Annotated in this window: 13 protein-coding genes, 1 tRNA gene, 1 other RNA gene and 1 pseudogene; 5 read left to right on the plus strand and 11 right to left on the minus strand. The window is 66.3% G+C overall.

The genetic code is table 11. The features are described from left to right. The 6 genes from ppa to HF203_RS03250 form a co-directional block, all read right to left on the minus strand. Positions 1 to 531 (minus strand): inorganic diphosphatase (ppa, locus tag HF203_RS03225; RefSeq protein ID WP_168666534.1); only part of this gene is annotated, 531 nt, incomplete at its 3' end. Between the two features lie 374 nt (positions 532 to 905). Continuing rightward, a complete protein-coding gene (locus HF203_RS03230) occupies positions 906 to 2,162 on the minus strand; it encodes a 6-phosphofructokinase (RefSeq protein ID WP_168666536.1) in 1,257 nt (418 codons plus the stop codon). 51 nt (positions 2,163 to 2,213) lie between these two features. After that, complete coding sequence (locus tag HF203_RS03235) at positions 2,214 to 3,428, minus strand: UbiH/UbiF/VisC/COQ6 family ubiquinone biosynthesis hydroxylase (RefSeq protein WP_168666538.1); 1,215 nt, start codon at positions 3,426 to 3,428, stop codon at positions 2,214 to 2,216. Then, positions 3,421 to 4,650: a 2-octaprenyl-6-methoxyphenyl hydroxylase gene (ubiH, locus tag HF203_RS03240; RefSeq protein WP_168666540.1), complete on the minus strand. Its 1,230-nt coding sequence runs from the start codon at positions 4,648 to 4,650 to the stop codon at positions 3,421 to 3,423. Before ubiH ends, HF203_RS03235 begins: the two co-directional genes overlap by 8 nt. A 47-nt stretch (positions 4,651 to 4,697) precedes the next feature. Further along, positions 4,698 to 6,005 carry a Xaa-Pro aminopeptidase gene (gene pepP, locus HF203_RS03245; protein ID WP_168666542.1) on the minus strand — a complete coding sequence of 436 codons (1,308 nt, stop codon included), beginning with the start codon at positions 6,003 to 6,005 and terminating at the stop codon, positions 4,698 to 4,700. Further along, positions 6,002 to 6,613, minus strand: coding sequence for a UPF0149 family protein (locus tag HF203_RS03250; protein WP_168666918.1), 612 nt, complete (start codon positions 6,611 to 6,613; stop codon positions 6,002 to 6,004). Before HF203_RS03250 ends, pepP begins: the two co-directional genes overlap by 4 nt. A 761-nt stretch (positions 6,614 to 7,374) precedes the next feature. Here HF203_RS03250 and HF203_RS03255 point away from each other — a divergent pair. The 4 genes from HF203_RS03255 (at position 7,375) to HF203_RS03270 (ending at position 8,743) form a co-directional block, all read left to right on the plus strand. After that, positions 7,375 to 7,584, plus strand: a complete 210-nt coding sequence (locus HF203_RS03255; protein WP_168666544.1) for a TIGR02449 family protein — start codon at positions 7,375 to 7,377, stop codon at positions 7,582 to 7,584. Continuing rightward, a complete protein-coding gene (locus tag HF203_RS03260; protein WP_168666546.1) occupies positions 7,581 to 7,913 on the plus strand; it encodes a cell division protein ZapA in 333 nt (110 codons plus the stop codon). The genes HF203_RS03255 and HF203_RS03260 overlap by 4 nt, the downstream gene beginning before the upstream one ends. A gap of 13 nt (positions 7,914 to 7,926) precedes the next feature. Further along, a non-coding RNA gene (gene ssrS / locus HF203_RS03265) (6S RNA) lies at positions 7,927 to 8,113 on the plus strand. Positions 8,114 to 8,131: 18 nt separating this feature from the next. Further along, positions 8,132 to 8,743 carry a 5-formyltetrahydrofolate cyclo-ligase gene (locus tag HF203_RS03270; RefSeq protein ID WP_168666548.1) on the plus strand — a complete coding sequence of 204 codons (612 nt, stop codon included), beginning with the start codon at positions 8,132 to 8,134 and terminating at the stop codon, positions 8,741 to 8,743. Here HF203_RS03270 and ilvA read toward each other — a convergent pair. Then, positions 8,706 to 10,274, minus strand: a pseudogene (gene ilvA, locus HF203_RS03275) (threonine ammonia-lyase, biosynthetic); the annotation flags it as partial. The gene HF203_RS03270 and the pseudogene ilvA overlap by 38 nt on opposite strands. A gap of 144 nt (positions 10,275 to 10,418) precedes the next feature. On the opposite strand from ilvA, the gene rpiA reads away from it, so the two are divergent. After that, positions 10,419 to 11,081 (plus strand): ribose-5-phosphate isomerase RpiA, encoded by a 663-nt coding sequence (gene rpiA, locus HF203_RS03280; RefSeq protein WP_168666552.1) that lies wholly within the window; start codon positions 10,419 to 10,421, stop codon positions 11,079 to 11,081. A 109-nt stretch (positions 11,082 to 11,190) separates the two neighbouring features. Here rpiA and HF203_RS03285 read toward each other — a convergent pair whose 3' ends face one another. The 4 genes from HF203_RS03285 to rplM form a co-directional block, all read right to left on the minus strand. After that, the gene (locus tag HF203_RS03285; protein ID WP_168666554.1) at positions 11,191 to 12,396 is read right to left on the minus strand and encodes a porin; all 1,206 of its coding nucleotides are present in this window, start codon (positions 12,394 to 12,396) and stop codon (positions 11,191 to 11,193) included. 452 nt (positions 12,397 to 12,848) lie between these two features. After that, a tRNA-Gln gene (locus HF203_RS03290) sits at positions 12,849 to 12,922 on the minus strand. 69 nt (positions 12,923 to 12,991) lie between these two features. Continuing rightward, positions 12,992 to 13,381, minus strand: a complete 390-nt coding sequence (gene rpsI, locus HF203_RS03295; RefSeq protein ID WP_168666556.1) for a 30S ribosomal protein S9 — start codon at positions 13,379 to 13,381, stop codon at positions 12,992 to 12,994. 11 nt (positions 13,382 to 13,392) lie between these two features. After that, positions 13,393 to 13,830 (minus strand): 50S ribosomal protein L13, encoded by a 438-nt coding sequence (gene rplM / locus HF203_RS03300; protein WP_005222322.1) that lies wholly within the window; start codon positions 13,828 to 13,830, stop codon positions 13,393 to 13,395. Positions 13,831 to 13,952 lie beyond the last annotated feature (122 nt).

The raw sequence follows: 13,952 nt of genomic DNA on the forward strand, positions 1-13,952 counted from the left end.
CGGGGCCTCGTCGAACATGCGCACGCTCTCCATGATCTCCTGGCGTGCCTCCTCGCGGCCGAACCAACCGTCGACACGCACCCATTTGCCCTCGTCGAGATCCTTGTAGTGCTCGAAGAAGTGGGCGATTTGATCGAGCAGGTGCTCGGGCATGTCGCGGAAGTTGGTGATGTGACGATAGCCCTTGTAGAGCTTGTCGATCGGCAGCGCCAGCACCTTGGCGTCGTCGCCCGACTCGTCGGTCATCTTCAGCACGCCGATCGGGCGGCACTTGATCACCGAGCCGCACAGCAGTGGGTAGGGGGTGGCCACCAACACGTCCACCGGGTCACCGTCGGCCGAGAGGGTGTGGGGGACGTAGCCGTAGTTGCAGGGGTAGTACATCGCCGTCGACATGAAGCGGTCGACGAACATGGCGCCGGTTTCCTTCTCCATCTCATACTTCACCGGCTCGGAACGGGCCGGGATCTCGATGATGACGTTGATTTCGTTGGGGACGTTGTCGCCCCTGGAGACTTTCTTCAGATCCATGTGAGCACTCTGATGGTTGCGAGGGTGGTTGTCGCGGCGCGCACGCGAGCACAGGGGCGATCGCGCCCCAGGCGCGCACTGGCGACGGAAAGCGACGGATTGTAGACGATCCCCGTGACGGAATCCCAATCACGGGCGGTTTCGGTGGGTTTCAGCAGTCAGCCCAGCCGAGGATTGAACCGCCAAGGCGCGAAGGGCGCGAAGGTGATCAAGGCGTCATTGTCCAGGTTGTCTCGATGCGCTTCGGTGCGTGCGCTGACAGACGACGAGTGGAGCCGTGGTGTGATCGATGGATGTCCGTCAGCCCAGATGTGGGCTGACGGCAACGGCACGCGTCTTTGCGTGCTTCGCGTCTTTGTGGTTCAGCGTTTCGCCTACTCGACCTCGAACAGTCCGAGTCTGCGCTCGACGGCGCGGTTCTGGAGGGTGACGTATTTGGGCAGGCCGCGCTCGAAGGGCGGGTAGTCCTCGCCCTGGATCAGCGGGATCAGGTAGTCCTTGCAGGCCTGGGTGATGCCGTAGCCGTCGGCGGAAATGAACTCCTTGGGCATGAACTTCTCGACGTTGGCGACCTCGGCGAGCGGGGCCTCGCCGACCTCCCAGGCGTAGGGATCGTTGCTCAGCCGGCGCACCGTCGGCATCACCGCGTTGTGCCCGGCGAGGGCGAACTCGACCCCGGCGCGGCCCATGGCGTAGGCCTGCTCGACGTCGGTCTTGGAGGCGAGATGACGCGCGGCGCGCTGCAGATAGTCGGCCACCGCCCAGTGGAACTTGTAGCCGAAGGCCTCCTTGACCATGTTCGCCACCACCGGCGCGGCGCCGCCGAGCTGGGCGTGGCCGAAGGCGTCGCGGGTGCCCTGTTCGGCGAGGAAGCGGCCATCGGGGTAGTGCGCGCCCTCGGAGACCACTACGGTGCAGAAGCCGTGGCGCTCGACCTTCTCCTGTACCGCGGCGAGGAAGCGGGCCTGGTCGAACTCGACCTCGGGGAAGAGCACCAGCACCGGGATACCGTGGTCCTCGGCGAGCGCGCCGGCGGCGGCGATCCAGCCGGCGTGACGGCCCATCACCTCGAGCACGAAGACCTTGGTCGAGGTCTTGGCCATCGAGCGCACGTCGAACGAGGCCTCGAGGGTGGAGGTGGCGATGTACTTGGCCACCGAGCCGAAGCCGGGGCAGTTGTCGGTGATCGGCAGGTCGTTGTCGACGGTCTTGGGGATGTGGATCGCCTGTACCGGATAGCCGAGGCTGGCCGAGAGCTGAGAGACCTTGTAACAGGTGTCGGCCGAGTCGCCGCCGCCGTTGTAGAAGAAATAGCCGATGTCGTGGGCGCGGAAGACCTCGATCAGGCGCTCGTACTCGCGGCGGTTGGCCTCCAGGCTCTTGAGCTTGTAGCGACAGGAACCGAAGGCGCCCGACGGGGTGTAGCGCAGCGCGGCGATCGCCTCGTCGGACTCGGCGGAGGTATCGATCAGGTCCTCGGTGAGCGCGCCGATGATACCGTGGCGCCCGGCATAGACCTTGCCGATCCGGTCGGGGTGTTGACGCGCGGTCTCGATCACCCCACAGGCCGAGGCGTTGATGACGGCGGTGACGCCGCCGGATTGGGCGTAGAAGGCGTTGTTCGCGGACATGTCGATGGATCCCCCTTGGATGCCTCTCGTACGGATATGGCGTGGCCGGGCTCAGGGGCGCGCCAGTGGCGGCAGATCGTCGCCGAGGCCCAGGGCACGCGCGATGAAGACGCGCTTGAGCGCGGGCAGGTGGTCGGTGGCCGTGAGCCCGAGGCCGCGCAGTCGCGCCAGGAATGGGTTGGCGGTGCCGAACAGACGCTTGAAGCCATCCATGGCGGCGAGCATCGCCAGGTTGTCGCCGCGGCGGGCGCGCTCATAGTGGCGTAGCGTCCAGCTGCCGTTGATGGCGCGTCCGCGGGTGCGCGCCAGGTCGAGCGCGGCGGCCAGTTCGGCGGCATCGAGGAAGCCGAGGTTGACCCCCTGGCCGGCGAGTGGGTGGATGGCGTGGGCGGCATCGCCGATCAGCGCCAGCCCCGGTTGTACATAGCGTTTGGCGTGCTGCAGGCGCAGCGCAAAGGCGGCGCGCTCGCCCTCGAGGGTGAGCCTGCCGAGACGTCCACCGCTGGCCTCGGTGAGCGCCTCGGAGAAGGCGCCGGGGGCGAGTGCGAGCAGCGTCTCGGCCTGTTGCTCGGTGGTCGACCACACCAGTGAGCAGGCGCCGTCACGCAGTGGTAACAGGGCCAGTGGACCGCTCGGCAGGAAACGCTGCCAGGCCGTCTCCTGGTGGCCGTGCTCGGGGCGTACGGTGGCGACGATGGCGCGCTGGTCGTAGTCCCAGCCGTAGGTCTCGATCCCGGCAAGGGTCCGGACCTGGGAATCGCGCCCGTCGGAGCCGATCAGCAGCCGGCCACGCAGCTGGCGACCGTCGTCGAGGCCGAGCCGGGTGAGCGCGGCGTCGAGTGCGAACTCGGTGATCCGTGCCGGGGTGATCAACTCGACCTCGGTATGTTCGGCGAGGTGCTCCCAGAGCGCGCGCTGGATCACCCGGTTCTCGACGATATGGCCGAGATCGGGTTCACCGAGGGCGCGGCTGTCGAAATGGATCCCGGCCCCCCTGCCGTTCCACACTCGCATCTCGCGGTAGGGGCTGGTGCCGAGCGCATCGATACGTGCCCATACCCCGAGCCGTTGCAGGATGCGCTGGCTGGCGCGACTGAGGGCGCAGACCCGAAGGTCGGTGGTGTCTTCCGGCCAGTCGAGCGCGGGGGGGCGCGGTTCGATCACCGCGATGCGCAGTCCCTTGCCGGCACAGGCGGCGGCACAGAGCGCGCCGACCATGCCGCCACCGATGATCAGCAGGTCATGGGTCGTGTCTGGATCATGCATGGCTCGTCCTCAGGGGTAGACCGCAGGCAAGTCGGGGCTGAGTCCCGTCCAGCCCCATGAAACGTCGCGCGACCCGTCGGCGGGCGCCGGGGAGCAGATCGATACCGAGCATCGCCGCTGCGCGTAGCCCGAGCACTGGGCGCAGCGGGTTGACGAAGACCCGCGCCAGCAGGTCGGTGACCAACCCGGTGGCGAGCTGATCGCTGCCGCGCCAGCGGCGATAGGCGGTGAGGGTCTCGGGTCCGCCGGGATCGGCGCGTCCGGCCGGGTCGGCGAGCACCTCGGCGAGTGCGGCGACATCACGCAGCCCGAGGTTGAAGCCCTGACCCGCGACCGGGTGGAGGGTGTGGGCGGCGTTGCCGATCAGCACCACGCGTTGCTGCACCGGCTCGCGGGTGAGCGCGAGCCGCAGTGGGTAGGCCTGGCGCGCCGAGGGGTGTTCGAGCCGGCCGAGCCGGTAGCCGAAGCGCGCCTGCAGCAGGGCGATGAAGTCGGTGTCGGAGAGCGCGAGCAGCTCGGCGGTCTCGTCCTCGCGACAGGTCCAGACCACCGAGTAACGTCCCTCGGTCATCGGCAGCAGCGCCAATGGGCCGGTCTCGGTGAAGCGCTCGTAGGCGGTGCCGGGGCTGGCGTGGTCGGCGGTGACCGTGGTGATGATGGCGTCCTGGCCGTAGGTGTGGCCACGGGTGCCGAGCCCGAGACGGGCGCGGATGGCCGAGTCGCCGCCGTCGGCGGCCACCAGCAGCCGGGTGCTGAGCTGGAGGTCGCGGCCCTGACACTGTAGTTCGAGCGCAACCCGGTCACCCTCGAGCCGGTGGTTGCAGAGGCGCGCCGGACACAGAGTGATGAGGCGTTCGACGGTGGCAAGCCGGGTGCGGATGGCATGCCCCATGACCCGCGCCGGGGCCACCTGGCCGAGCGCCTCGACGCCGAGTTCGGTGTGGTCGAGCCGGGTGAAGCCGCAATGCCCACGGTCGGAGACATGGACCCTGCGGATGGGTTCGGACTCGGCGGCGATGCGCGGCCACAGCCCGATGCCTTGGAGGATGCGCTGGCTGCCGAGCGAGAGGGCGATCACCCGCTCGTCATAGCTCGGTTGGCGCATGGTCTCGGGGGCGACGGATTCGACCAACGCGACCCTGAGTCCGGTCGGGGCGAGGGCGCAGGCCAGGGTGCCCCCGACCAGGCCGCCGCCGACGATCACTACATCGTACTCGTGCATAGCTCTCTCACGGGTTCTGTCTGCGTCGTTGACGGCGCCCGGCCGTCTCAACTCGCCATCAGTGCCTCGATGTCCTCCGGGGACTTCGGCGCGGCAGCGGTGAGGACCTCATGGCCATCGCCGGTGATCAGGACGTCGTCCTCGATGCGGATGCCGATGCCGCGATAGGCGATCGGGATGCCTGCCTCATCGGGTAGGTAGAGTCCGGGCTCGACGGTGATCACCATCCCGGGTTCGAGGGCGCGCCAGGTGCCGTCGCGATCGCGATAGCGACCGACGTCGTGCACGTCCAGGCCCAGCCAGTGGCCGGTGCGGTGCATGTAATAGGGGCGATAGGCGCCTTCCTGCAACAGCGTCTCGGGGTCGCCCTCGAGGATGCCGAGTCGCACCAGCCCTCGGGTGAGGACGGCGAGCGCGGCCTGGTGCGGGGCATCGACGCTGGCGCCGGGCCGGGCGGCAGCAATCGCCGCGTATTGGGACTCGAGGACCAGGTCGTAGAGTTCGCGTTGCGGGGTGCTGAAGCGGCCGTTGACCGGGAAGGTACGGGTGATGTCGGCGGCATAGCCTTCGAACTCGCCGCCGGCGTCGATCAGCACCAGCTCGCCGTCGCGCAGCAGGGCGTCGTTCTCGGTGTAGTGGAGGATGCAGGCATTACTGCCGCCGGCGACGATCGGCGGATAGGCTTGGAAGCGCGCGCCGGCATCGGCGCAGCGGTACTGGAACTCGGCCTCGAGCGCGAGCTCGGGCAGACCCGGTCGGCAGCGTCGCATCAGCGCGCGATGGGCCGCGGCGGAGATCTCGGCGGCGCGGCGCATCAGTGCGATCTCGGCCGGGCGTTTGTGCAGGCGCAGCTCATGGAGGGTAGCGCCGAGTCGGGTCTGGGTCTCTGGGACCGGTGCCGTGCCCCGGGTGGAGGCACGGGCGCGCCCGAGCCAGTCGTGGATGCGGGTGTCGAGGTTGCTGTCCTCGCCGATCGGGTAATGCAGGCGGGTGCGTCCGACGAGCAGCTCGGGGAGCATCTGATCGAGGGCGGAGAGCGGATGGGCCTGGTCGGCGCCATAGGCGGTCACCGCCCCCTCGGCACCGATGCGCCGGCCGTGCCACTGCTCGCGCTCGGGATCGCGCTCGCGACAGAACAGGACGAACTCACCCTCGGCGCGGCCGGGAACGATCACCGCGATCGCATCGGGTTCGGGAAAGCCGGTGAGATAGCGGAAATCACTGTCCTGGCGGAAGGGGTGATTGACACCGCGGTTGCGCTCGGTCTCGCGTGCGGCGGGGACGATGGCAACGGCCTCGGGGCCGATGCGCTCGATCAGCGCGGCGCGGTGTTGCCGATACTCGTCGATGCTCATGACGCCTCTCCCGCATCCTGGTCCTGACGCGCCGGGGCCTCGTCGTGGAGCAGCAGTGCGGCGGCACGGGTGAATTCGATGACCTCGGTCAGCGCGGTCTCGTTCTCCTCGTCGTCGTCGAGGTCATTGAGGTCCATGCGGGTGATGTCGGCGAAGTCGCGCAGGATCTCACGCCCCTGCTCGGAGAGGGTGTGCTCGGAGACGCCGAGCATGCCGAGGGCATAGAGGAAACCGCGTACCCAGTCGTAGAGGGCGGTGGCACGTTGTGCTAGTGGCGCGCCCTCGTCGGGCAACAGCGGGGTGAAGCCGCAGTCCTCGTCGGCGAGGGCGGCGCGGGTGGTGCGTGCGAGTTCGCCGAGGGCGGCGCGGGTCTCTTCGCGGGTGGCCTCGACCGCCTCTTGATCGGTGGGGTCGGGGTCGGTCGGGTCCGTCGCGGGCTGAGCGGCGTCGGCCTGGGGTGACTTGGCGGGCAGCAGCTGGTCGAGCCAGCGTTGCTCGGGGTCGGTGACGCCGGCGCAGACGAAACCACACAGCATGCCGTGTGCCTCGCTCGCGGTCGGGGTGAGTGGGCTCGCCTCGAGAAGTTGGTCGAGCCGGGTGTTGTCGATGTCCGTGGCAACCTCCGTAGCGCATGAGCGCGCGCGTCGCGGTGAATCGACAGCCGATCATAGCATGGGTTCCAGCCGCCAGCCGCCAGCCGCCAGCCGCCAGCCGCCGGGAGGATTGAACCGCAAAGCCGCAAAGGGGAAGAGCAGGCCAGCCTGCGGCTGTCAGTCGCCAGTGGGCGCGCGCTCGCCGACGGGTGCCCTGGTTACCGGGAGGAGCGGCCAGCTGTCTGCCTCCTATGAGGAGGGGCAGGCCTGTTTGGTGGCGTTGCAGGTGGCTGCAAACCGACACTGGAGGCTGGCAGCTGAAGGCTGGTCGCTTTCTTCGTGTCCTTTGAGTCTTGTATCTTGCGGCCCCGTGGTGGTTAGCTCCCACCACGCGAGATTGAGGCAGCTCGATTGCGTCTTTGCGGTGGCGGCCGCCTGGTGGCGATGTTGGGTTGCCCGTCCTGGAGCCCCAAGGATTCGTCGATCGGTGGTTATGGGCAACCCAACCTACGGGCTGGAGGCTGGTCGCTGAAGGCTTTTCTCCCCTTTGCGCGCTTCGTGTCTTCGCGGTTCAAACCAGCTTCCAGCCTTCAGTCGGGGGAGGCTGGTGTTGCATGATCGTCGATTGACAGGCAAGACGGTATCTTCGCGGTTAATCCCGTTGGTTGCTGTACCCTTAAGAATTGGGTTCGAGCAATCGTCCGCTGGCCTGCGCTCGATTGACCCTATTCCTGGCCCCTTCTATAGTGCGCTGAACTGCAATGGAGTCACGCACCTTGGCCGATTTCGATCTAGACCAACTGGAACGGCAGGTCGCTGCATTGATCCGGCTCAATCAGCGGCTGCGCGAGGAGAATGTCTCGCTGCGCGCGCGTCAGGAGACGCTGGTGGCCGAGCGTGGTGAGCTGATCGAGAAGACCGAACAGGCGCGCGGTCGGGTCGAGGCGATGCTCTCGCGCCTGCGCGCGATGGAGGAGAGCTTGTGAGCGACGAACCGCTGCAGGTGACCATCCGTATCCTCGACAAGGATTATCGGGTCGCCTGCGAGCCGCACGAGGAGGAGGGACTGCGCGACTCGGCGCGGTTGCTCGATGGCCGGATGCGTGAGATCCGTCAGACCGGACGGGTGATCGGTACCGATCGGATCGCGGTGATCGCGGCGCTCAACATCGCCCATGAGTTGATCCAGTTGCAGCGTGCCGGTGGTCCGCCCTGTGACGATGCGCTGTTCGACCGCCTCGGTCGTCTCCAGGGTCAATTGTCCGAGGCGCTCGCGACCACCTCCGCCCTGGACGCATCCGCCGAAAAGGGTTAGCCTGTCATTGCGGCACCCCCTGTAGTGTTCGACAGCGGCCTGGGTATTTTCTTGAGCCTAATCTCGACCCTGGGGACATGAACGCAAAGGCTGTTGTGCATGTCCGCCCCGAGCGGAAAGCCTGATGCCATTGTCGATTGTTCCCACTTGAACCCTCTGGTTCAAGAACGAAGGTCTGCACCGGCACCCGTGGGGGGTGTCCTTTACCCCATCCTGACATGTCCGAATCTTCCCTTCCTGCATTGCGCCGCACCTTGCGTCAGCGCCGTCGCGCGCTCGACACCAGGACACAGCGTCGTCACACGCGCGCGCTCGTCCGGCACCTGGGACGTGAGCTGCGAGTGCTGCGTGCGCAGCGGATCGCGCTCTACTGGCCGAGCGATGGCGAACCCGATCTGCGCCCTCTGATCAAGTCGCTGCGTGGTCGCGGGCATCGCTTTTACCTGCCGGTATTGCGGCGCCCGGCATTACGCCACGGTTCTCGGCTGTGGTTCGTGTCCCACCAGTCACGGCGGCGCATGTGTCGCAATCGCTATCGCATCCCCGAGCCCTGCGCGCGCGGTCGTGCGATCCGGCCGGTCAAGCACCTCGACCTGCTGTTGGTGCCGTTGGTGGGCTTCGATGCCGATTGTCATCGCATCGGCATGGGGGGCGGTTTCTACGACCGGGCCCTGGCGTATCTGCAGCGGCGGCGTCACTGGTATCGACCGCGGCTGTATGGGATCGCCCATGACTGTCAACGTCTCGAGCACATTGCGCCACGTCCCTGGGACGTGGTGCTCGATGCGGTCTTTACCGAACGCGGTTGTTATCGTCGGCCTCACCGCTGAGGGCGCTGGCGCTAGCAAACAGTCGATAGGCGAGGTTGTCGGTCTCTTCCCAATAGCTGTAACCCAGGGTGTCGAGCGAGTCACGAAAGTGGGCGTGCTCGGCGGCTGGGACCTGGGCGCCGAGTAGCACCCGGCCATAGGCCGCGCCATGGTTGCGATAGTGGAACAGGCTGATGTTCCAGCGCCTGCCGATGGCGGTGAGGAAGTTGAGCAAGGCGCCCGGGCGCTCGGGGAACTCGAAGCGCACCAGCATCTCGTCGTCGATCCCCGAGGCGTGACCACCGACCATGAAGCGGATGTGGAGCTTGGCCGTCTCGTTGTCGCTCATGTCGACGACTTCGAGCCCCTTGGCGGTGAGCCGGGCGATCAGCTCCTCGCGCTCGCTCTGGCCCCGACTCAGCTCGACCCCGACGAAGACCTGTGCCTTGCGGGCATCGGCATAGCGGTAGTTGAACTCGGTGATCTGGCGTTTACCGAGCAGCTTGCAGAAGGCGAGGAAGCTGCCCGGGCGCTCGGGGATGGCGACGGCGAGCAGGGCCTCGCGGCGCTCGCCGAGTTCGGCACGCTCGGCGACGTGGCGCAGGCGGTCGAAGTTGACGTTGGCGCCGCTCTCGATGGCTACCAGCTGCTGGTCGCGGATGTCGTGGGTGGCGACATAGCGCTTCATCCCCGCCACTGCGAGCGCCCCGGCCGGTTCGGCGATGCCGCGGGTGTCGTCGAAGATGTCCTTGACCGCAGCGCAGAGCTCGTCGGTGCTCACCAGCACCACCTCGTCGACGTGTTCGCGGGCGATGCGGAAGGTCTCCTCACCGATGCGTTTGACCGCGACCCCGTCGGCGAACAGCCCGACCCGCTCGAGTTCGACCGGGGCGCCGGCGGCGAGTGCATGGTGTAGGGTCGGCGCCTCCTCGGGCTCGACGCCGATGATCCGCACCTGGGGGTAGAGCCATTTCACATAGGCGGCGATGCCGGCGATCAGTCCGCCGCCGCCGACTGGGACGAAGATGGCGTCGGGCGGGGTCGGGTGCTGACGCAGGATCTCCATGCCGATGGTGCCCTGACCGGCGATCACCTCGGGGTCGTCGAAGGGGTGGATGAAGGTCAGCCCCTGGGCCTCGACCAGCTCCATGGCATGGGCATAGGCCTCGTCGTAGGAGTCACCGTGGAGCAGGGCCTTGGCCCCGAGCCGGCGCACCGCGCCGACCTTGATCGCCGGGGTGGTGCGTGGCATCACGATGGTGGCGGTGATCCCCAGGCGTTTGGCGCCGAGGGCGACGCCCTGGGCGTGGTTGCCGGCGCTGGCGGCGATCACCCCGCGCGCGCGCGCCTCGTCATCGAGTCCGACGAGCTTGTTGTAGGCGCCGCGTAGCTTGAACGAGAACACCGGCTGCAGGTCCTCGCGCTTGAGATAGACGGTGTTGCCGACTCGGGCCGAGAGCAGTGGGGCCTTGGTCAACGGGGTCTCGCGGGCGACGTCGTAGACGCGAGCGCGGAGGATGCGCTCGATGTAGTGTGTGGGCATGGAGGACTCCGGGGATAGCGTTGCCGCTCCATGTTAGCGCAGCGACGCCTCGGCGCGGTTGCTATGATGGCCGCCCGCGGCCGTGCCGGCCGTGTCATCACGCCGAGCTATCGGCGTGTTCGTCATCCAGAGAGTCCCATGCGGAGGAGTGAGATGGACCAGGACGCGATGAAGCGCCAGGCGGCCGAGGCCGCGTTGGCCTATGTCGAGGGCGGTGTGATCGGGGTGGGGACGGGCTCGACCGTCAACCATTTCATCGATGCGCTAGCCGGCATCAAGGGGCAGATCGAGGGCGCGGTGTCGAGTTCCGAGGCCTCGACCGAGCGGCTGAAGGCGCACGGCATTCCGGTGCTTGATCTCAATGCCACCGGCGAGCTGACGCTCTATGTCGATGGCGCCGATGAGTCGAACGCGCGCCTGCAGCTGATCAAGGGTGGCGGTGGTGCGCTGACGCGCGAGAAGATCGTCGCCGCGGCGAGCGAGCGCTTCGTCTGCATCGCCGACGAGAGCAAGCTGGTCGACGTGCTGGGCGCCTTCCCGCTACCGGTGGAGGTGATCCCGATGGCGCGCAGCCATGTCGCGCGAGCACTGGTCGAGCTGGGGGGGACGCCGGTGTGGCGTGATGGTTTCGTCACCGACAACGGCAACCTGATCCTCGACGTCCATCATCTCGAGATCCAGGATCCGGTTGCCCTGGAGCAACAGATCAATGCCATCGCCGGGGTGGTGACCGTGGGGATCTTCGCCCAGCGTCCGGCCGATGTGCTGATCCTCGGTTCCGCCCAGGGCGCGCGCACGCTGACCGTGGCGGGTTGATCCTCGGTCGGTTGAACGCCTAGGACAGGTGCCGGGCGTCTTTTTCTCGGACAAAGAAAAACGGGGCCGATGGCCCCGTTTTTCGTTCCACGGTTCTAGCGCGCGAGGCTTAGAACTTGTGGATCATGCCCAGCGAGAACCCGTCCCAGCTGTTGTAGTCGAAGTCGTCGTCGACCTGGGTGTACAGCACGTAGGCCTTGGTGCGCTTGCTGAAGTTGTGATCGAAGCCGATCGCCCAGGTGTTGTAGTCGCCGTCGTAGGCGTCGTGCAGGGCGTTGTCGATCCCGGCGCGGGTCAGGTTGAGGTCGGTGTCACGGCTACCGTTACCGTACATGGCCTTGACCTGGTTGTTACCGAAGGCGTAGGCGGCCTGGATCTGCCACAGGCTCAGGTCCTGAGCGAAGAGTGCCGGGTTGCCGAGGCTGACGGTGGTGACGTTCGGATCCTGGATGTCGGTCTGCTCTTCGTAGACGGCGGCCAGGGTGAAGCCGTTCCAGTCGAGGAGGCCGAGGCCGATGCGCCACTTGGTGAAGTCGTCGTGGGCGTAGCCAGCATTGGTCGGGCCGGCGAGGCTGGCAGTGGAGCCCATCAGCAGCTCGTCACCGATCGACTCGTAGGAGACGGTGGCGTAGAACGGGCCGTTGGAGTAGATACCGGCCAGCGAGTAACCCTCGGCGAGGCTGTCGGCGTTGACGTTCTCACCGAAGCCCAGGGTCGAGCCACCACCAGCGTGGGTCGCGGCGGCCAGCTGGAAGCCGCTGAAGCTCGGGCTGATGTAGGCGATGGCGTTGTCGAAACGGTTGTCGTCGAAGCCGACGGTGCCGTTGAAGTCAGCCATGGTGTCGGCGAACAGGTCGAGCTTGCCGGTCGAGATCTTCATCGGGCTGTCGTGACGGCCGACGAGGAAGGTACCCCAGTTGCCGGCGAGACCGACGAAGCTGTTACGCATGGTGATGGTGTCGTTGGCACCGGAGGCGGCGTTGCCGTAGCCCTCTTCGGTCATACGGATGCCGAGCTCGACCTGGTAGATGGCCTTGAGACCGTTGCCCAGATCCTCGGAACCCTTGACGCCGACGCGGTTGGCGCGGCTCTGACCCGGCAGGTCACCACCGCTGTTCAGGCCCCAACCATTGAAGCCCTCACGGAGGTTGCGGAGACTCACGGCGTTGTCGGTGTCAGCGATGGTGCCGAAGGAGTCGACGTCTGCATAGTCGATCGACATGTGCAGCTTGCCGTAGAGGACGGCCTCTGCCATCGCGCTGGCGGGGGCAGCCATGGCGGTGGCGACCGCCAGGGTGATGAGTTTCTTGTTCATGATGTTCTCCGCTGTTGTGAATTTGTCAGACAGACTGCAGAAACCGAGCGCAATCATGCTTTGCGATCTGAACTATAGAGGAGGGCATGGCGTTTTGCAACAGATTGGACGGGAAAAAGACACACTCGTCAAAAATGTATCTTTTTTGCATCATTCGCCCTCATTGGATGCCGTGATCAGGTGAACTGTAAAGCATGCGCGAAGATCCCGCAGCCGTGGTATCGATACCGTTTTCATGAAGACCAAGGATCGGACTGGCGAGCGGCCGTTGGTTCCCGTGGGACCGGGTGCGCGCATGAGTCGAGGAGGGGACGATTGTTGTGAAAAGAGCACATTCGTGCCCATGTCGAGGCTCGGGCGAGCGCGTCCGAGGGGCGGGGAGAGCGGTTCGGGTCAAGGAGACAGACAAAGAAAAAGGCCCAACCCTGTGGGTTGAGCCTTTTTCTTGAAGATGGCTGGGGGACTAGGATTCGAACCTAGGTTGACGGAGTCAGAGTCCGTAGTCCTGCCGCTAGACGATCCCCCATTTGTATCGCTTGCCGCGATATGTCGAAGCATTATATCGGCTTCGACACATCGTGGCAACCCCGAAGTTTTAACGCTTCGAGAACTGCGGACGCTTGCGCGCCTTGTGCAGGCCGACCTTCTTGCGCTCGACCTCGCGGGCATCGCGGGTCAGGAAGCCTGCACGACGCATCGGCGAGCGCAGGGTCTCGTCGTACTCGACCAGCGCGCGAGCGATGCCGAGGCGGATGGCGCCGGCCTGTCCGGTGTTGCCGCCGCCCTTGACGGTGACATTGACGTCGATCTTGTCGGCCAGCTCAGCGGTCTCGAGCGGCTGACGGACCACCATACGGGCAGTCTCTCGACCGAAGAACTGGTCGATCGAGCGACCGTTGATCGTGATGTTGCCAGCGCCTGCCGTCAAGAAAACTCGTGCGGCGGACGTCTTGCGGCGACCAATAGCGTGTTGCGTCTCCGACATGCGTCTGATTCCTAAACGTTGAGCTCGAGGGGCTGAGGCTGCTGCGCCTGGTGTTCGTGGTTCGGACCGGCGTAGACACGCAGCTTGCGGAACATGGCGCGTCCGAGCGGGCCGCGCGGCAGCATCCCCTTGACGGCGAGCTGGATGGCACGCTCGGGGGCGGTCTCGAGCAGCTTCTCGAGGCTGGTCGACTTCAGGTTACCGACGTACCCGGTGTGACGGTAGTACATCTTGTCCTGCATCTTGTTGCCGGTCACGCGAATCTTGTCCGCGTTGACGACCACCAGGTAATCACCGGTGTCGACGTGCGGGGTGTATTGCGGTTTGTGCTTGCCGCGAAGGCGCAACGCCAGTTCGCTGGCGAGCCGGCCGAGTGTCTTGCCTTCGGCGTCGATCAGGTACCAGGCGCGGCGAACCTCTGCGGGTTTGGCGCTAACAGTCGTTGTCATGTCCTTCGCTCCGGGAAGTCCACGCGCAACTGGAACGGCGCGCGGTCCGTGAATTCGTTATCTGCGTCGAGAAAGACCGGGGATGGTACGCGATCGGTTTCACGAGCGCAACCCCCGTTGTA

This window comes from Marichromatium bheemlicum (assembly GCF_012276755.1).
Taxonomy (GTDB): domain Bacteria; phylum Pseudomonadota; class Gammaproteobacteria; order Chromatiales; family Chromatiaceae; genus Marichromatium; species Marichromatium bheemlicum.